14 protein-coding genes are annotated in these 17,385 nt (G+C 35.4%); 5 read left to right on the top strand and 9 right to left on the bottom strand.

Translation table 11 applies throughout. The features are described from left to right. Nucleotides 1-135: 135 nt before the first annotated feature. The 7 genes from GFU89_RS08715 to GFU89_RS08685 all read right to left on the bottom strand — a co-directional run bounded on the left by GFU89_RS08715 (nucleotide 136) and on the right by GFU89_RS08685 (nucleotide 10,580). The gene (locus GFU89_RS08715) at nucleotides 136-2,283 is read right to left on the bottom strand and encodes a hypothetical protein (protein ID WP_318846757.1); all 2,148 of its coding nucleotides are present in this window, start codon (nucleotides 2,281-2,283) and stop codon (nucleotides 136-138) included. Nucleotides 2,284-2,476: 193 nt separating this feature from the next. After that, nucleotides 2,477-3,940, bottom strand: a complete 1,464-nt coding sequence (rpoN, locus tag GFU89_RS08710) for an RNA polymerase factor sigma-54 (protein WP_318846756.1) — start codon at nucleotides 3,938-3,940, stop codon at nucleotides 2,477-2,479. A 159-nt stretch (nucleotides 3,941-4,099) separates the two neighbouring features. Next, entirely contained in the window at nucleotides 4,100-5,548 is a 1,449-nt protein-coding gene (asnS, locus tag GFU89_RS08705; protein ID WP_318846755.1) for an asparagine--tRNA ligase, read from the bottom strand. 759 nt (nucleotides 5,549-6,307) lie between these two features. Next, nucleotides 6,308-8,047 carry a helix-turn-helix domain-containing protein gene (locus tag GFU89_RS08700; protein ID WP_318846754.1) on the bottom strand — a complete coding sequence of 580 codons (1,740 nt, stop codon included), beginning with the start codon at nucleotides 8,045-8,047 and terminating at the stop codon, nucleotides 6,308-6,310. A 154-nt stretch (nucleotides 8,048-8,201) separates the two neighbouring features. Further along, the gene (locus GFU89_RS08695; protein ID WP_318846753.1) at nucleotides 8,202-8,843 is read right to left on the bottom strand and encodes a hypothetical protein; all 642 of its coding nucleotides are present in this window, start codon (nucleotides 8,841-8,843) and stop codon (nucleotides 8,202-8,204) included. 25 nt (nucleotides 8,844-8,868) lie between these two features. Beyond that, nucleotides 8,869-9,942, bottom strand: coding sequence for a fatty acid desaturase family protein (locus GFU89_RS08690; protein ID WP_318846752.1), 1,074 nt, complete (start codon nucleotides 9,940-9,942; stop codon nucleotides 8,869-8,871). A gap of 2 nt (nucleotides 9,943-9,944) precedes the next feature. After that, nucleotides 9,945-10,580 (bottom strand): LA_2272 family surface repeat-containing protein, encoded by a 636-nt coding sequence (locus GFU89_RS08685; protein ID WP_318846751.1) that lies wholly within the window; start codon nucleotides 10,578-10,580, stop codon nucleotides 9,945-9,947. Nucleotides 10,581-10,685: 105 nt separating this feature from the next. Here GFU89_RS08685 and GFU89_RS08680 point away from each other — a divergent pair, with 105 nt between their 5' ends. The 5 genes from GFU89_RS08680 to GFU89_RS08660 all read left to right on the top strand — a co-directional run bounded on the left by GFU89_RS08680 (nucleotide 10,686) and on the right by GFU89_RS08660 (nucleotide 16,181). Continuing rightward, on the top strand, nucleotides 10,686-11,615 hold the full coding sequence (locus GFU89_RS08680) for a helix-turn-helix domain-containing protein (RefSeq protein ID WP_318846750.1): 930 nt from the start codon (nucleotides 10,686-10,688) through the stop codon (nucleotides 11,613-11,615). Then, complete coding sequence (locus GFU89_RS08675) at nucleotides 11,612-12,415, top strand: helix-turn-helix transcriptional regulator (protein ID WP_318846749.1); 804 nt, start codon at nucleotides 11,612-11,614, stop codon at nucleotides 12,413-12,415. The genes GFU89_RS08680 and GFU89_RS08675 overlap by 4 nt, the downstream gene beginning before the upstream one ends. 137 nt (nucleotides 12,416-12,552) lie before the next feature. Continuing rightward, a complete protein-coding gene (locus GFU89_RS08670; protein WP_318846748.1) occupies nucleotides 12,553-13,392 on the top strand; it encodes an SDR family NAD(P)-dependent oxidoreductase in 840 nt (279 codons plus the stop codon). A 100-nt stretch (nucleotides 13,393-13,492) separates the two neighbouring features. Then, nucleotides 13,493-14,407, top strand: coding sequence for a helix-turn-helix transcriptional regulator (locus tag GFU89_RS08665; protein ID WP_318846747.1), 915 nt, complete (start codon nucleotides 13,493-13,495; stop codon nucleotides 14,405-14,407). A 115-nt stretch (nucleotides 14,408-14,522) separates the two neighbouring features. Further along, nucleotides 14,523-16,181: a serine hydrolase gene (locus GFU89_RS08660; protein WP_318846746.1), complete on the top strand. Its 1,659-nt coding sequence runs from the start codon at nucleotides 14,523-14,525 to the stop codon at nucleotides 16,179-16,181. Between the two features lie 51 nt (nucleotides 16,182-16,232). On the opposite strand, the gene rimM is transcribed toward GFU89_RS08660, so the two are convergent. Beyond that, nucleotides 16,233-16,775, bottom strand: a complete 543-nt coding sequence (rimM, locus tag GFU89_RS08655) for a ribosome maturation factor RimM (RefSeq protein WP_318846745.1) — start codon at nucleotides 16,773-16,775, stop codon at nucleotides 16,233-16,235. Between the two features lie 14 nt (nucleotides 16,776-16,789). Further along, on the bottom strand, nucleotides 16,790-17,356 hold the full coding sequence (locus tag GFU89_RS08650; protein ID WP_318846744.1) for a 30S ribosomal protein S16: 567 nt from the start codon (nucleotides 17,354-17,356) through the stop codon (nucleotides 16,790-16,792). Nucleotides 17,357-17,385 lie beyond the last annotated feature (29 nt).

The raw sequence follows: 17,385 nt of genomic DNA, 5'->3' as shown, positions 1-17,385 counted from the left end.
AGTTTTATAAAAATGTTTGATTTTTCACCTTATGTGAGCTTTTCAACGGAAGCATTTTAAACTTACTAATTACACGAAAATACTTTAAAATGAATGCTTTTGTGACTTTTGTGGTTATATAATAAATTAATCGGCTTATTCAGGTTCTGCAATTCCCAGGAAAATGACCACTCCGTCACCTCCGGGGTTATCAAAAACATCTACAAGAGCTGACGGTTTCCAGTTGTTCATGCACCAAAGATTTCCGGCGCCATCAATATTTGTTGAAGTCAGTCTCATAATCGGCTGATAGCACTGCATTTGTACCCCTCCGTATTTTGGCTCATTCAATTTTGGTTTACGCTGAGTACCATATAAAGGATATCCGTTAGCTAAAGTAACCTCAGAACCACCTGTAGGAAGAGTAAGCAGCATTGCGGTTTCCGGTTTTGCCGGGTCACGAAGCATGGTTACTCCAAAAGGCCCCTGCATATCCAGCGCAGGATTATTCTTAAAATCTGTTTCATGACCAAAATTGGCTAGAAAAACGCTCTGTTTTTTATCTATTTTAACTCCCCAGGGAGCATAGGTATTGACATCGTAATATCCCTTAACGGTTGAAAGATCATGGCTAAGAACTGTAGCCCGGCTGCTGCTTACACCTACCACAACAACATCACCATCACCATTTATTGCAATCTGACGAAGCGATTCATAACCTTCCTGCTTATTGGCACTTTCAGAATAATTGCTGAACCAGCTATTTGTTACCACCAATTGATTTCCTTCAATTGTAACTTTATAAACTGCTGAAAAAGCACAGTTTTCAGGAACATCTTTATCATAATTCCCGATACAGGAGACATATGCACTCCCTTTATGATCAGGAATTACATCAAATATTTTCAAATAAGGGGTTTGCGTGGGTAGCGGAGGTAAGTCTGGTGATCTTTTTACTGGAAATTCATTACATATAAGAGTTAATGCTTCTGTGGGACCCTTCCCGAAGTCATCATCTTCCGGTTTTAGATAAACAACTACTGCACTCGGTTCGTTTTCAAAAGGATAAACTCCCGGATTGGCAGGTGCAAAAGGTTCTTGACTGCCCACTGAAGCCATCCAGAGGTTTCCCTGATTGTCATATTCCATTCCCTGAACCCGGGAAAGTCCTAATGTAAAACCGTTGGAAGGACTTACGGGTTTTCCATCTTTATAATAAAAACGGGAGATACTTCCTTCTTGCGGATTGTTATATTCTGAACCCCAGCCAAAGTTTCCGAAGGAAATATATTTTTTATCCGGGCTAATTGCAGCTCCAAAAGCTACTCCAAGCAATCCACCGCCCTGAACCGGAGAAAAATCAGCAGGTGTAGCATCGTATTTATACACAGGACAATGTGTTCCAGAATCAGGAGAACCGGCCCGGAAATTATTGGCGATCCATGCATTATCATCTGCATCAAAAACAACAAATGCCGCACCACTAGGAAGAAAGTTCTTAGCTCCTGAAGAATTACTTTTTAAAGTAAGGGTCCAGTTATTGGGAATTTTTTGATCATCAGTCATATTTTTCATCGAGACTAATGAATCTGGGTAAATTTCTTTCAACCCAATAAGCATTTGATAGATATTGTCGGCATTATTACAGGGATCATGTAATACATTTCGGATGGCCTGAAGGAAATTTTTGTTTGATTCAGAAGGTTTATGCCAGGCATAATCCAGAAACTGTCTGTAAAAAGGCTTTTCTGTGCTGATGACTGGGTTTGTTAAAGAATAATAGTACAAATTACATAAAGAATTGAACATCGGATAACTGTTCGTTTCAAAACCATTCGGTGATGTGCTGATCATATCTCCGATGGCTCCTTCTGTTTTGTACAGATTCTTCTTCATTCCATAAGCGATTTTCATATTTCGCTCGGTTCCTGTAATGTGAACTGTTCCATTATCATCTACTTTTGCCATACGTGCAAATGCATAGATTGAAGCGATGGAGGATTCAGGATTCACAATAACAGGAGCACTGACATCAGGAAGATAGAATGTTGCCAATAAACTCAAGGGTTCGCCTTCAATTTTATATATAGTATCTTCAATTATATATTCATGTACCCAAACAGTTACAGCGTAATATTCGGATTCTGCATTCTTAATTTCAACACTGAAAGTATTGTTTTCAAATGAGGTTTTGTTATTAACAGCACCAATAAAATTTTCAACAATTCCAAAAACTTGGAAACTTCCTGAAGTGATGGTCATATTTTTCACTTCAACACTGAATTGAACGGTTTTTGTTGACATAAGCAAATGGTTAATGAGTTCAGTTAAAAATTTATTAACCAAATGTCGGGATAAAGGATTGAATTTTGTTCAGTAGAAATACGGTACTGGAATGGTTGCTAAGGACTTATTAGATTAAAAAGGAAGAATGAAAATTTGAAACAGGTTCGATAATAAAAAAAGCATCTCAAATTGAGATGCTTTTTTCTATTTTTTAAAGTTCTTTTCTTAATCTTGCTACAGGAATATTGAGCTGTTCACGATATTTTGCAATCGTTCTTCTTGCAATATTATAACCCTGCTCTTTTAGGATTACCACTAATGCATCATCTGTAAGCGGCTTTCTTTTATTTTCTTTGCTGATTACTTCCTGAAGATGGGTTTTGATTTCCTTGGTAGAAACCTCTTCACCGTCATCATTCGTTAAGCTGTCTGAGAACAGGTCTTTAAGGTATACAATACCGTTAGGTGTATCTGCATACTTACTTTTTACCACTCTTGAAATGGTAGAGATATCAAATCCTGTAATATCTGCAATATCCTTTAGGATCATTGGTTTCAGAGATTTTTCGTCTCCGGTAATGAAATAATCCTTCTGGAACTTCACAATCGCTGTAATCGTCTGTAATAAGGTATTCTGACGCTGATTAATAGCATCAATATACCATTTTGCAGCATCCAGTTTCTGCTTGATAAATAATGCAGCCTGTTTATGTTCCGATGAATTTTTATCATGGGAATAAGTTGTCAGAATATCTTTATATTCTTCAGAGACTCTTAAAGTAGGTGCATTTTTGCTGTTAAGCATAGGAATTACCAAACCGTCTTTTACCTGAATCACAAAATCCGGAATAATTTCCTGGTTAATTGTAATCGTTTGTGTGTCAAAATTTCCTCCTACTTTTGGAGATAATTTTGAGATCTCATCCAGTGCATCTTTCAGATCTTCTTCTTCAATATCATATTTCTGGATGATCTTGTTGTAATGCTTATTTGTCAAGGCTTCAAACTGATGTCTCAAAATATTGGCAGCTAAAGAAACTGCTTTATCTGAGCTTACTTTCTTTTCAATTTGCAGCAATAAACATTCCTGCAGGCCTCTTGCGCCTACTCCTGATGGATCCAGTTTCTGAACATAGTTCTCCAGAATATCCTCAACTCTTTCTCTAGTTGTGTAAATTCCTTGTGAGAAAGCCAGATCATCAACAATAGATTTGATTTCTCTTCTAAGATATCCGTCTGTATCTAAGTTTCCGATAAGGTATTCTGCAATCTTAAGGTCTTCATCACTGATATTAACCAGGTGAATCTGTTCTGTAAGATAATCGTATAATGACTGTCCCTCCGTTAGAAGGCTTTCGTTGTCAAATTCTTCATCATCCGGAGAATAGTTGCTGGATGCGGTTTTATAGCTTGGCTCGTCGTCATAAATATATTCATTGACGTCGAAATCTGTTTCAATACTTTCCGTGCCCTCATCTTTATAAGCTTCTTCAAGGGAAGAATATTCATCTTCCTTAGAATCTTCCTTCGCAATTTCCAAAGCTGGGTTTTCTTCTAACTCTCTCTCCAACTCCTCTTCAAATTCAAGAGTATGAAGTTGAATAAGCTTCATCAACTGGATTTGCTGAGGGGCCAGCTTTTGTCCTAATTTGAGTTGTAAGTGTTGTTTAAGCATATTCTTATTTGCGTTTTAACATAACATATTCTACGAATTTAATAAATTTATTTGATAAAAAACGCATTTAGCATGATTTTTGCATTATACATCTCATCTTAATAAACTATTGAAAAATAAAAAAGCCTTAACTTGTGATTAAGGCTTTTTTTTATGGTTCTAGAATTCAGCGCTTTTCGGCGTTCTTGGGAAAGGAATCACATCTCTGATATTCGTCATTCCTGTTACAAAAAGAACTAATCTTTCCAGTCCTAAACCAAAGCCTGCATGCGGCACAGAACCGAATTTTCTGGTATCAAGATACCACCAAAGCTCGTGCTCATCTACATGCATATCTGCCATTTTCTGTTTTAAAACATCCAATCTTGCTTCTCTTTCAGATCCTCCAATAATCTCACCGATACCAGGGAAAAGAACGTCCATAGCTGCAACGGTTTTATTGTCATCGTTCAGTTTCATATAGAAAGCCTTGATTTCTTTTGGATAGTCAAATAATACTACCGGGCTTTCAAAATGTTTTTCAACAAGATATCTTTCATGCTCAGACTGAAGGTCAGTTCCCCACTCTTCAATCGGGTAAGCAAATTTTCCTTTTTTGTTTTCTTTCGAGTTCAATAAGATTTCGATTGCTTCTGTATAGCTTACACGCTTGAAACGCTTCGCTATTACATTCTGAAGTTTTTCGATAAGACCTTCTTTTGCTCTTTCTTTTTCCGGTTTTGTTTTCTGCTCTTCTGCAAAACGGTTGTCTAGGAACTCAAGATCATCTTTACAGTTATCCAATACATACTGGATTACATATTTTAAGAAATCTTCCGCAAGGTCGATATTGTCTTCAAGGTTGTTGAAAGCAACTTCCGGCTCAATCATCCAGAACTCCGCAAGGTGTCTTGTGGTGTTAGAATTTTCAGCACGGAAAGTAGGTCCGAATGTATAGATTCTTCCTAATCCCATTGCTGCAGTTTCTCCTTCAAGCTGTCCTGAAACGGTAAGGTTTGTTTTTTTACCGAAGAAATCCTGTGCAAAATCAATTTCTCCCTCTTCCGTTTTCGGCATATTGTTCAGGTCAAAGTTGGTTACCCCAAACATTTCTCCCGCTCCTTCTGCATCTGCTCCTGTAATAACCGGCGTGTTGATGTAGAAGAATTGGTTTTGGTTGAAAAATGAGTGAACAGCAAAACTTACTGCATGACGCACTCTGAACACCGCTCCGAAAAGGTTTGTTCTGAATCTTAAGTGTGCCTGCTCACGAAGTTTCTCAAGGCTGTGTTTTTTAGGTTGAAGAATCGTATTCTGAAGTTCTTCTGTAAAGTTATCTCCTAAAATAATGATCTTTTTAGCAACAATTTCTACAGATTGTCCAGCTCCCTGGCTTTCTACCACTTCACCTACTACTTTCAGAGAAGAAGCCGTATTAATTTTCTTGATGATCTCTTCATCAAAATTTTCAAAATCAACAACTATCTGCAAATTATTTATCGTAGAACCATCATTAAGCGCAATAAAGCGATTTGCACGGAAGGATCTTACCCATCCGTAAACGGTAATGTCATGATGTAATACTTTCTTGTAATCCTTTAGGATTTCTTTGATCGTTTGCTTTTTCATTTGTTGATGATAAATTTTTTATATAAAAATTAATGTCTGCAAAGTTACAAAAAAACAGCGCAACTTGATGATTGCGCTGTCTTTAAAAATCATTTAACAAGTATTTAAACTTTCAGTTCAGGAAATTTACCTGTTCATCTTCATTCATCTCTTCATTTTCAGGTTACATTTCCACTCAATATTGTCCTGAACTTCAATAAAATCCGCATTGACCCCGGAGTGAACACACTACACTATCACTTTTAGAAAGAATAAATTTTACTTTATTCTGAGTTTTCATGGAATTAGTTTTAATTTATTGAAATGGTTATTAGTTTTTAAGTAACAATTTCATGGTAAACTGCAGGTCATGAATCCATCTATTAAACTATACTATACTTTTAAACACTGTGGATGGATTCTGCGGATTTGTTTTACTTATTGATAATTTTTAAATAATCACTACACTTTTATATTTCTAAATTTCTAAACAAATACTTCATTATTTACATTTTATTTTCGTGGTTATTATTCTGTTTTTATCCTTTTCATTATTAATTTTTATGATACAGTTCCTGATTTGACTTTTTAATTAATCAACAGTCTGGAACTGATATCTTGTACTGTGCACATACAAAATAAATGGTTGTGTTTTTACCTGAAGCAAAGATGCAGTAAGGAAAATAAGGACACAAGTATATGGTTTATAGATTCATAAATTTATATACCTAAAATCATGAATCTATAAACATTAATTAAATGAATTTCAGTTAATTAAACCTAACTTGAAGACATATTTTCAATTTCTTTCAGATAGATAGAAAGAGGGGTTCCGGTTCTTTTTTTGAAGGCTAAAGTGAAAGCCTGTTCGTTATTATATCCTAATTCTTCAGCGATAAAAGGAATTTTGTATGACCTGAATTTTCTGTCAGTGGCCAATCTGCTGATGGCATAATCTATACGAAGATCGTTGAGATATGTTGCAAAATTTTTCCCTTTGTAAGTATTGATAATTTCCGAAAGATATTTAGAGTTTGTTTTTATTTTTTTGGCAAGACTTCCCAATGTAATTCCTTTATTCAAAAATTGGTCTTTGCTTTCAAAGATGTCTAATTCTTTTAAAATGGTCTGGGCAATATCTTCAGAAACAGTTCTGGATGTTTTATCTTCAGAATTTTCCGTATTTTCTACCGGAAGAGATTCTGCCATAACTCCTCTTTGGATTTCGGATTTCTTATCTACTCTATTTTCATTAACAGACTGAATCAGATCCTGAGCAATCTTTTTATAGTTTTTTTCGGATTTTTTGTATTTAAAATAAACGTTGATAAACAGGAGATGTGATATCAATAAAAGGCTCAGCACAATATAAAACAGGCTCTTTCTTTTTGTAAGTTCATTGGTAATGCTTTCTTTCTCCTGCTGTAATTCCGGAGTATCATACCTTCTCGGAAGTTCTCTGGAAATATATCTGAACTGGGTATCCAGTACCTGATCAACCTTTAAAAACCGTTCTACATAATACAGTTGTTTTTCCTTCGCATTGTTTTCTTTATAATAATCAATCAGATAGGTATATACATCTCTCAGCTCAGGGTAGATATAGTTTGTTTTAAGAACCATGGAATCTATCTTCCTGAAAAAGTCTACTGCTTTTTCTTTTTTCTGAAGTCCGGCATAGGATTTCCCTAAATATAAAAGGGTATAATTATGGTTTCTCTTACTGCCATTATTCTTGGTGAAAAAATATTTTTCACATTCCAATAAGCCATCAATCGCTTTCTGGTAGTTTTTTGAATGAAGATGATAATAGCCCAGCAACCCAAGATTCTGATAATAACGGTAAACATCCTTATTCTTTCTGGAACCCTGTAAACCTTCCTTTATCAGTATATAAGCAGAATCCATTTTATTGGTCTCTATATAAGCATCTGCCAGATTCAATTTGAGAGAATTTATCTCCGCCTCATTCATATAATCGGTATCATAAGCGTAGTGTCTCAGTACTTTTGCAGTCTCCGCGTGTTTCCCTATATAATTGTTGAGATAGGCAATACTGATATGTGCCATCGCAATCTGCCTCTTATTTCCTTTTTCTTTTGCATATTTCAGTCCCAGGATATAATTGTTTAAGGCTGCCTGAAGATTATCAGTCTTGAAATACAGGTTTCCTCTTAGCAGGTAGATTCTTGCCGGATAGGTATTTTCTTTTGAATTCTTGGTGATGTGTTGTAAGCTGTCAAGATATTTCAATGCAATGGGTAAATCTTCGTCAAATTGAAGCATAACATACCCTTCAGCAATCTGAGTGGTATTGTTTTCGGATTTTGCCTTTTTAAGATAAGCATTGGCAATACTTTTTATACTGTTTTCCTCTCCGGCATGGGTGTTATAGAATTCTTTTTCCAATTCTTTATACGTCCGTTTTTCCAGAGTATTTTTTTCTGTATTATGGGTCTGTGCGTGAAAAAACACATTCCCTATCATCAAAAACAGTAGTAAACATTTTATTTTCATCATTCATCCGAGCTATATTACAAAAATATTATTTTTCTTCAGTAGATACACCAATGCTTTTGCTTTTTTCAGCTATTAGTCGATATTTTCATTAAAATCAATGCTGATAAGTCTCTAAAAAGAGAGTACAAACGGATAATTGCACTCTCTTCAAAAATTATTTCCATTCTACTCTGCCTTCAAGATAATACACTCTTCCATCACTTTCATAAAGAAGATCATATCCCTGAGATGTCAGATAAAAATGACAAACCTTTGTTACTCCGTTTCTATCTTTAAAATCTATCACAGCAGGACACATTTTAGCATGATCCATTTTTTTTACAATCAGATCAAAATGCTTCTGGATATTTTTTCGGCTGTAAAGGGACAGCATCCGGTCATCAATAAAACGGATATATTTAAGAGATGAAAGCGGGTAAGTAATTATTTCAAAGGGTTTTCCTGCAAGCTTAGCCGCATTTTCGTTAAAAAAATTCGTGATTGAAAGGCTATCCTGGGTAATATTTTTCACCACACTTGATTCATATCTTTTTCCATCTGTAAATTCCATACTGTAGATGGCTTCCATTTTAATAGCAAAACCTTTCCCTGATTTTCTTAAATCTTTTAGATCTGTAAATTCTTTTCCTTTTTTGATCACAATCAAAACATTTCCTTCTCCAAAATCACAGTCATAATATTTTTTATAATCAAAAGGTTCTTCTGTATTCACATTCAAGGTATCATTGCTCTTATTTTGTGAAAAAACACAGGTGGAAAGCATCAGTAAAAATAATATCAGTTTATAATTTTTCATGGTTTAATTATTTAAGGGTTCAACATCATTTACTTAATTTTTTGAGATATTGGTAGTGTGAAATCACAGCATCCACAATACTTTTCTCATGATAGGGAAAGTTGTTTCTAAGCGCAGCTTTTCTGATTGCCGGAGTAATAATGGTATAAACCGTGTGTGGCAAACCGGGGAAAAGATGATGAGCCGCATGGGAATTGAATCCTCCAAAAATCCAGTTGGCCAATCTGCTGGTTGGATGATAATCAAGAGATACGGCTAACTGATGTTCATAATAATCATAAGGAAGATACCCTTCATCATCAGCTTGTGGAAAATCTGTTTCAAGACTCAGATGGGAAATAATCAAAGTCAGCACAAAGAATAACGAAATCGTCACATGCATAATAATGAAAGAGATGAAAATCGTTGTCAACGGAATAGAGGTAAAAAGAACAGGTAAAACCAGCATATAAGTGAAGTAAGCTAATTTTAACAGGATAACTTCCGCTACAGACATCAATGAATGGGTCCGATTTCTAAGGTTGGCCAGCTCTTTTTTCCTGATATAAATAAAATCTTTGATCACAATCCAATGTAAAGTGTAAAAGCAATACAGCACAGTAGCATATAAATGTTGATAGGCATGAATTCTCCTTTTGGGATGATGCTCAGACAGCCGTAAAAAAACATTATCATCAATATCCGCATCGCAGCCATCCACATTAGGAAACACATGATGGGATGCAATATGTCTTTTTCTCCACAATCTGGCATTCACTCCCTGCAGATTGAATGTGATATAATAAATGATCTGATTCACTTTTTTATATCTGGAAAATGTATTGTGTACACAGTCATGAGCACAATTGAAGGCCAATAATATCCCTGTAAGACCTAAAGCAATATAATTCAAGGCTACCAGCCAATTCTTATCTTCCATATAAGGATTAAAAATATTGGCATATAGCAGCAGAAAGCTCATAGCATAAAACAGAAATTTTATAATCATCAATCTGTCAGCCCTTTTTGCCACTTCATCTGTAAGCAATACTTTCACCTCTTCACGCAATTCTGAATAGAAAGGAGAGGTTGCTTTTTTAAATCTGATTTTAGGTTTCATAATCACTTTTTATTTACTTTCTGTTTCTTAAAATTCCAGTTGATCAGAGGAAGTTTTCTCTTCCCATTCTCATTCCATCCGCCAATCTGTACTCCTCTGAAATCATCACATTTATTGTACAACCCGATTTGTATTCCTCTGCATTTCTTTCCAATATTGGCCAATGGCGCTACAGAAACACCTTTCATCTCATGATGCAGATTAAAAAATGGAGAAACAGCCACACCGTTGGTTACTGCATACGTATTGATATTACTTGAAACATTGATCTCCAAACCATTTGTAACGGTAGGCTCCATATTGATCAGAGACAATTGAAGTCCGTTGATCATATTCATCTTTTCACGGGGAACTACTACATAATCATTACTATCTGGTAATTGTAGATTGAAAAGCATCAACGGAGGAAGAAAAATACCCAGAAAATTGAATCCCATTCCCAATCCGTTTACTTTTTTAGGCTTAAAATGATCTTCCTCATCATAATATTTGAATAAAACTCCATTGACATTTCTGACATTCTTTGAGGGTGAAGCTGCGATCAATCTCGGCTTCAAAGAATCAACTTTTAAACTGTCTGATGCATAAGCCAGACTATGGAATAAAAGAACTATTGTAAATAAAATTCGTGTTTTCATAACTCGTTATTTTAAAATTATAGTTCAAAATTATCAGCAGAAGTTCCGGTTTCGAATGTGAAAAAAAATTAAAAAAAATACTACATTTGTGAAAATCACAAAACTATGCACCAGGAAGCTCTACTGAAGGAAATCCGAAGAAAAATCGGGGAAAGATCTTTAAATGATGAGATTGCCAACATCCTTAATATCAGTTATGATGCGGCACACAGAAGAACTTCTTTGAAAGCTAAGTTCAGTTTTGAGGAAGCACTGGAGCTTGCCAAATACTATCAGATCTCATTGGATCAGTTCCTTGGAACAGAAAATCAATTGGTCGTTAAAAGAACACAACCTGTAAGAACCACCGAAGACCTTTTAAACTATTTCGAAAACTCGCTGAAGATTCTAAACGTTTTTCAGAATATCACCAATTCTAAAGTATTCTATTCTGCAAAAGACATCCCGTTTTTTTATACCATTTCAGATTCAATGTTATCCCGTTTCAAATTTTATGTTTGGATGAATTTACTGAATCAGGATAAATTTTTAAGTCCTTTTCATGAGTTTACTATGGAATATCATTCTGCAAAAAATGACATGCTGAAAGATCTTTATGATAAACAAAACGTAACAGAAATCTGGAATGACACCACCATTATGAGTGCTTTGAGACAAATTTCATTTTATTATGAGATGGGATTATTAAAGAAAAATGAGGTGGATCTTATTCTTGATGACCTAAAAAAATTACTGGAAGGGCTGGAAATTAAAACACTGGAAAAAACTAATTTCCAGATATATGTCAACGATTTAGTAATTTTAAACAACAGTATTTTATTCAAAAACGAGCAGCAATGTTCTTTTTTTGTTCCTTTCAGTATGTTTGGATATATGATGACCAATGATAAAATCACCTGTGAAGATTCTCTGAGCTATTTTGAGCACCAGATCAAGAACTCCAGATCACTGAACGAATCCGGAAACCGGGAAAGGAAAATGTTCTTTAATAAAATGTATGAACAAATTGACCAATTAAAACAAGATTTATCATGAATACGCTTCGTAAAGGCGAATATTTTGGAGAAACCAATCAAATGGTCAATTTAGAAGGATTGACAATCACCGATACGGAGTATACGCACCCTTATGTAGACTGGCATTATCATGAAAATGCTTATTTTACTTTTCTTCTTCAGGGAAATATGACGGAAGGAAATAGAAAAGAAACCTATGGCTGTTCTGCAGGAACATTATTATACCACCATTGGGAAGATCCACATTATAATATTAAGCCAGATATCTTTACAAGAGGTTTTCACATTGAACTTTCACAAAGCTGGTTTGACCGTTTTGACATTCAGAGAAATAAAGTGGAAGGCAGTTTTAATATAAAAGATCCCGCTTTAAAATTACTGGTTTATCAGATGTTCAAAGAAACCAAAACCAATGACTTATCTTTTGAACTGGCTGTCAATCAGCTATTATTACATCTGTTCAGTCAATTGACCCATCAGAAAGAAAGCACTAATAGAAAACCAATTTGGGTAGGTCAGATCAATGAGATCTTACATGAAAGTTTTACAGAAAGCCTGAATCTTACAGAACTTTCTAAAACTTTGAACATTCACCCTATTCATCTCAGCAGAGATTTTCATAAATATTTCCACTGCAATCTTGGTGAATATCTCAGAAAATTAAAACTTAATAAATCACTTGAACTACTCACTTTACCCCATTCTTTAACGGATATTGCTATGGAATGTGGCTTTTCAGATCAGAGTCATTTTATCAGATGTTTTAAAGAAAATATCGGGATTACACCTTTGAAATACAGGAATCTTCTGAAAGTTTAAAATATATCTGCAAGTAAAGAGACTATCTCAAAAGTATCATTCACGATTTGGATACATCATTCCCCGATTTGGATACATTTTCCCTTCTGTAACTTTTCATCTTTGTACCATCATTTAAACAAAAAAATATTTAAAAAATGGAAACAAGAAAAGTATGGTTCGTGACAGGAGCATCAAAAGGCTTAGGATTCGAGTTGGTAAAAAAATTATTATCCGAAGGATTTCAGGTTGCTGCAACAAGCCGTACCGTTGAATCCCTGATCTCAACCTTCGGAGAAACTTCTGAAAACTTCCTTCCGCTTAGCGTAAACATTACGGACAATAACGATATAAAATTGGCCATTGCAAAAACGGTTGACCATTTCGGAAAAATAGATGTAGTGGTCAATAATGCAGGCTACGGTCAAATAGGAACACTGGAAGAACTTACTGATGAAGAGGCAAGAGAAAATTATGCAGTGAATGTTTTCGGAACATTGAATGTAATCAGAAATGCCATGCCTTATCTTCGTGAGCAGAGATCAGGAAACATCTTCAATATTTCTTCTGTTGGTGGATATTCGGCTAATTTTCCGGGTTGGGGAATTTACTGTTCTACAAAATTTGCTGTTGCCGGATTTACTGAGGCTTTGGCTGAAGAAGTAAAAGATTTTGGAATTCATGCTACAGTGGTGTATCCGGGATATTTCCGTACAGACTTTTTAAATAAAGATTCTGTGAAAACACCTGCCAATCCTATTCAAGCCTATGAAGCGGCAAGAAATTCTGAACAGGCCCATCTTAATGACATCAACGGAAATCAGCCTAATGATCCGGAAAAGGCAGCTGATGTACTGATTCAGATCAGTAAAGAAAAAAATCCACCGGTACATTTATTATTAGGTGTAGGAACTGTGGAGTTTCTGAATAATAAGATTGATATTTTAAAGAAAGACGCTGAGAAATGGGAAAGCCTGACTGTTTCCACGGCAATCTAGATTTGTTATATATCCTTCGGCTTTGTTTATTAAGAACAGAGTCGAAGGCTTTCTGACACAATCTATTAAACCTTTTATAAAAACAACTAACTTCGCTATTATGAAACAACCTGTCCGTTTTAATTCCATTTCAGATTTCCATGCATTCTGTGGTCTTCCTAATCCTGAGCATCCACTGATCAGTTTGATGGATTACAGCAAAGTCCGGTATGTAATAGAGGATAATGAATTGAAGTGGATTCAGAATTTTTATTCAATTGGCTTGAAAAAAAATGTCAATCCAAAGTTTAATTACGGACAGCAGCAATATGATTTTGATTCGGGAGTATTGTGCTTTGTTTCTCCTCAACAGTTTTTAAGCCTGGAAATAAGACAGGATGTTGAAGTAGAACCTACCGGATTTTTATTATTGATTCATCCCGATTTTCTGTGGAATACTTCGTTAACCAAGAAAATAAAGTCTTATGATTTCTTCAGTTATCAGGTAAAAGAAGCGCTTTTTCTTTCCGATAAAGAAGAGAGAATTATCGTTGATATTCTTAAAAATATTGAACGTGAATATCAGGCAAACACTGATAAATTCACGCAGGAACTGATTATTTCACAGATTGAATCATTATTGATTTATTCTGAACGTTTTTATGAACGACAGTTTTTCACCAGAAAAAAATCCAGTCATGAATTGCTGCATAAGTTCGAAGACGTTCTTTCTTTATATTTCGAAAGTGGAAATCTCCTGGAAACCGGAATTCCATCGGTAAAAACCATTGCTGAGCAAATGAATATTTCGCCCAATTATCTGGGAACATTACTCCGTTTACACACGCAGCAAAATACCCAGCAGCATATTCAGAATAAATTAATTGATTCTGCTAAAGAACGTTTGAGTACTACGAGTTTATCTGTAAGTGAAATTGCTTATGAACTAGGGTTTGAGCATCCGCAGTCATTCAGTAAGCTCTTTAAACAGAAGACTAATCAGTCTCCGGGAGAATTTAGAAAGCTGTTTAATTAGAATGTAAATAAAGCGGGTCTCAATAAAATTCAGGATAAAAATAAATGACAATGTTAATTTCATTCTATTTTACCACAAGGAAGTTCAGTATTTTTGTTTAAATACTTTTTTTAAGATGAGACCTATCCTATTATTGATCTTTACTTTCACATTTTATCTTTATCAGGGACAAAATAAAAACATTACTACTCCTGAAAAAATTGAAAATCCCATTCAAAAAAAATATACCGGAAAAATTGTTTTTCTTAACAAGACCATTGCCCTTGAAAATTTGAAGGATTCGGACTTTCTTAGTTCTTCCCTATTTCAGGAAAACGGAGATCTCGGTATTCATGCTTTTTTTGATAACTCACTTGTCAATTACCTACATCAGCTTGAACCCAACTGGACAGTTGATGAACTGCTCAAAAACGGGAATTATCAATTCTCATTTTATGTAGATGGAACGCTGATCTATAAAGAAAACCTCAATACAGGTGCTGGTACTGCCGATAACAAAAAAGTCAAAACTTCATTGCGAATTCCTCTTCTCAGCAGTAAAAACGAAGATTCATGGGGAAGATATTTATGGATGCGTTTCTATATGTCTCATAACGGAATTGAGGCTCTGGCAGAAGGAAATCATACCTTGAAAATTGAAATGCGCCCGTATCTCAATACTTCTACACTCAAGATAGGATCTGTTATCGCAGAAGGTCAAATCAACCTCAATGTACCTTCACAGAATATTTCAGAGCAACAGATTGCTATTCAGCCTATCCAGCCCAACAGCGGATGGAAAGTTTCTCAGGAAAAAATCAACACGCAAACCATCAAAAATCTGAATAAGAAAATTGCAGAAACCAGGTTTAAAAACATAACTGGAATTGTCATTGCAAAAGACGGAAAATTGCTTCTTGAGGAATATTTCAACGGATCCGGAAGAGATTCTTTACAAGACACCCGCTCTGTAGGAAAATCGTTTTCTTCGGCATTGACGGGAATTGCTGTGAAAGAAGGATATATAAAAAGCGAAAATCAATACCTGAAAGAGTTTTACGATCTGAAACAATTCAAAAATTACTCCTCTCAAAAAGAGAATGTTACGATAAAAAGTTTATTGACAATGAGCTCCGGATTTGAAGGAAACGATGAAAATTCTGACTCTGCCGGAAATGAAGAAAATATGTATCCTACCGAAAATTGGGTGAATTTCACATTGGATCTGCCAATGACAGAGAATACTCCAGGAAAAAACTGGAATTATTTCACTGCTGGAGTTGTGGTAACCGGAGATATTTTGGATAAAACAGTTCCCCAAGGCTTAAAAAATTATGCCGATAAAAAGTTATTTCAACCCCTTGGAATCACCAATTATAAATGGCAGTTTACTCCACAGCAAAAACCTTCTCTGGCTGGAGGACTGCGTATGAAAGCTCTTGATTTTGCAAAATTCGGGCAGCTGTACAGCAATAATGGAGTTTGGGATGGAAAAACGATTTTGAGTAAAGACTGGATTAAAAAATCTTTTACCAATTATTTCCCGGACCGTCAGGATTTTGAAGGCTATGGGTATTTATTCTGGAGAAAAGTTTATACTGTGGGAAATAGCAGCTATGAAGCTTTCCAATCCAGTGGAAATGGTGGAAACAAAATCATCATCTTCACCAAGATACCTGTTGTAATGGTAATTACCGCACAAGCTTACAATAAACCTTATGCCCACTCACAAGTTGAAAAAATGGTACAGGAATATCTTTTACCCGCCTTGATGATGGATAATCAATTGCAATAATAAAGTTTCAGATAATAATAGAAATATTGACGGAGTAATCGCTTATTGTGATTACTCGTCTTTTTTAGATGGAACCAGGAATACGTCCATCAAGCCTTCCGGCAGCTGCATTTTAATGAATCGCTCTTCTCTGTTGACTTCCAGAATCCAGTCTTTGATCAAAGGAATTACAATTTCTCTTCCTTCAAAACCTAAAATGAAATAATTCTGTGCCGTCTGATCGTTTATCGAACGGATTACTCCACATTCATTATTGTTTTCGTCAAGGATGTCATACCCGATGATCTCGTGGTAATAGAATTGTTTTCCTGAAAGCTTAGGCAGTGAAGCAAGCGGAAGGTAAACATTTTTACCCAACACCTGATCTATGATAGCCTCAGAAGAGTTTTTGAATGCAAGATTCAGAGCATCAAGTTTGCTCCATGATGATCTTTCAATAAAAAATGGAACCAATAATCCGTTGATTTCAACGAATATTGATTCCAATTTATTGTAAAGCTCGGGTTGATCGGTATCCAATTTAAGGATCACGTTACCCGCAAGTCCATGTCTGCGTGTGATTTTACCTAAAAAATAGCAATCTTCTTTACGCATAACAGGGTTTGTTCTTAAGCTTCAGTGTTTTCTTCAGTTTCAGCAGCAGGAGCTTCTCCTTCTGTAGCTTCAGCAACAACTTCTTCAGCAGGTGCGTTAGCAGCTTCTTCAGCAGCTTTAGCATCAGCGTCAGCTTGTGCAGCAGCAGCAACTCTAGCTTCATTTACTTTTACTTCAGCTTCTAAAGCAGCTTTCTTAGCATCAGCTTTAGCAGTTGCTAAACCTTCTACTTTACCTTGTACTTTAGAGTCTTTAGCGTCTACCCAAGCATTGAATCTTTTTTCAGCTTCAGCTTCATCAAAAGCACCTTTAGCTACACCACCTTGTAAGTGTTTTTTGTAAAGAGCACCTTTGTAAGATAAAATAGCTCTAGCAGTATCAGTAGGCTGAGCACCGTTGTTTAACCACTCTACAGCGGAATCAACGTTCAATTCGATAGTTGCCGGGTTAGTAATTGGGTTGTAAGTTCCTAGTTTTTCGATGAATCTACCATCTCTTCTAGCTCTAGAATCTGCAACCACGATGTGGAAAAAAGGTTTTCCTTTTTTACCGTGTCTTTGTAATCTGATTTTTACTGACATAATGTTTGAATTTTACGGGAACTCGTCCC

This window comes from Chryseobacterium sp. JV558, assembly GCF_033712365.1.
In the GTDB taxonomy this organism is placed as follows: Bacteria; Bacteroidota; Bacteroidia; order Flavobacteriales; family Weeksellaceae; genus Chryseobacterium.
Note: the sequence above shows the minus strand (reverse complement) of the source record. Positions and strands in the feature narration are given on the sequence as shown.

What these genes read in the sequence shown, in the direction of transcription:
- GFU89_RS08715 (WP_318846757.1), bottom strand. Translation starts at nt 2,283, where the DNA reads ATGTCAACAAAAACCGTTCAATTCAGTGTTGAAGTGAAAAATATGACC.
- rpoN (WP_318846756.1), bottom strand. Translation starts at nt 3,940, where the DNA reads ATGCTTAAACAACACTTACAACTCAAATTAGGACAAAAGCTGGCCCCT.
- asnS (WP_318846755.1), bottom strand. Translation starts at nt 5,548, where the DNA reads ATGAAAAAGCAAACGATCAAAGAAATCCTAAAGGATTACAAGAAAGTA.
- GFU89_RS08700 (WP_318846754.1), bottom strand. Translation starts at nt 8,047, where the DNA reads ATGATGAAAATAAAATGTTTACTACTGTTTTTGATGATAGGGAATGTG.
- GFU89_RS08695 (WP_318846753.1), bottom strand. Translation starts at nt 8,843, where the DNA reads ATGAAAAATTATAAACTGATATTATTTTTACTGATGCTTTCCACCTGT.
- GFU89_RS08690 (WP_318846752.1), bottom strand. Translation starts at nt 9,942, where the DNA reads ATGAAACCTAAAATCAGATTTAAAAAAGCAACCTCTCCTTTCTATTCA.
- GFU89_RS08685 (WP_318846751.1), bottom strand. Translation starts at nt 10,580, where the DNA reads ATGAAAACACGAATTTTATTTACAATAGTTCTTTTATTCCATAGTCTG.
- GFU89_RS08680 (WP_318846750.1), top strand. Translation starts at nt 10,686, where the DNA reads ATGCACCAGGAAGCTCTACTGAAGGAAATCCGAAGAAAAATCGGGGAA.
- GFU89_RS08675 (WP_318846749.1), top strand. Translation starts at nt 11,612, where the DNA reads ATGAATACGCTTCGTAAAGGCGAATATTTTGGAGAAACCAATCAAATG.
- GFU89_RS08670 (WP_318846748.1), top strand. Translation starts at nt 12,553, where the DNA reads ATGGAAACAAGAAAAGTATGGTTCGTGACAGGAGCATCAAAAGGCTTA.
- GFU89_RS08665 (WP_318846747.1), top strand. Translation starts at nt 13,493, where the DNA reads ATGAAACAACCTGTCCGTTTTAATTCCATTTCAGATTTCCATGCATTC.
- GFU89_RS08660 (WP_318846746.1), top strand. Translation starts at nt 14,523, where the DNA reads ATGAGACCTATCCTATTATTGATCTTTACTTTCACATTTTATCTTTAT.
- rimM (WP_318846745.1), bottom strand. Translation starts at nt 16,775, where the DNA reads ATGCGTAAAGAAGATTGCTATTTTTTAGGTAAAATCACACGCAGACAT.
- GFU89_RS08650 (WP_318846744.1), bottom strand. Translation starts at nt 17,356, where the DNA reads ATGTCAGTAAAAATCAGATTACAAAGACACGGTAAAAAAGGAAAACCT.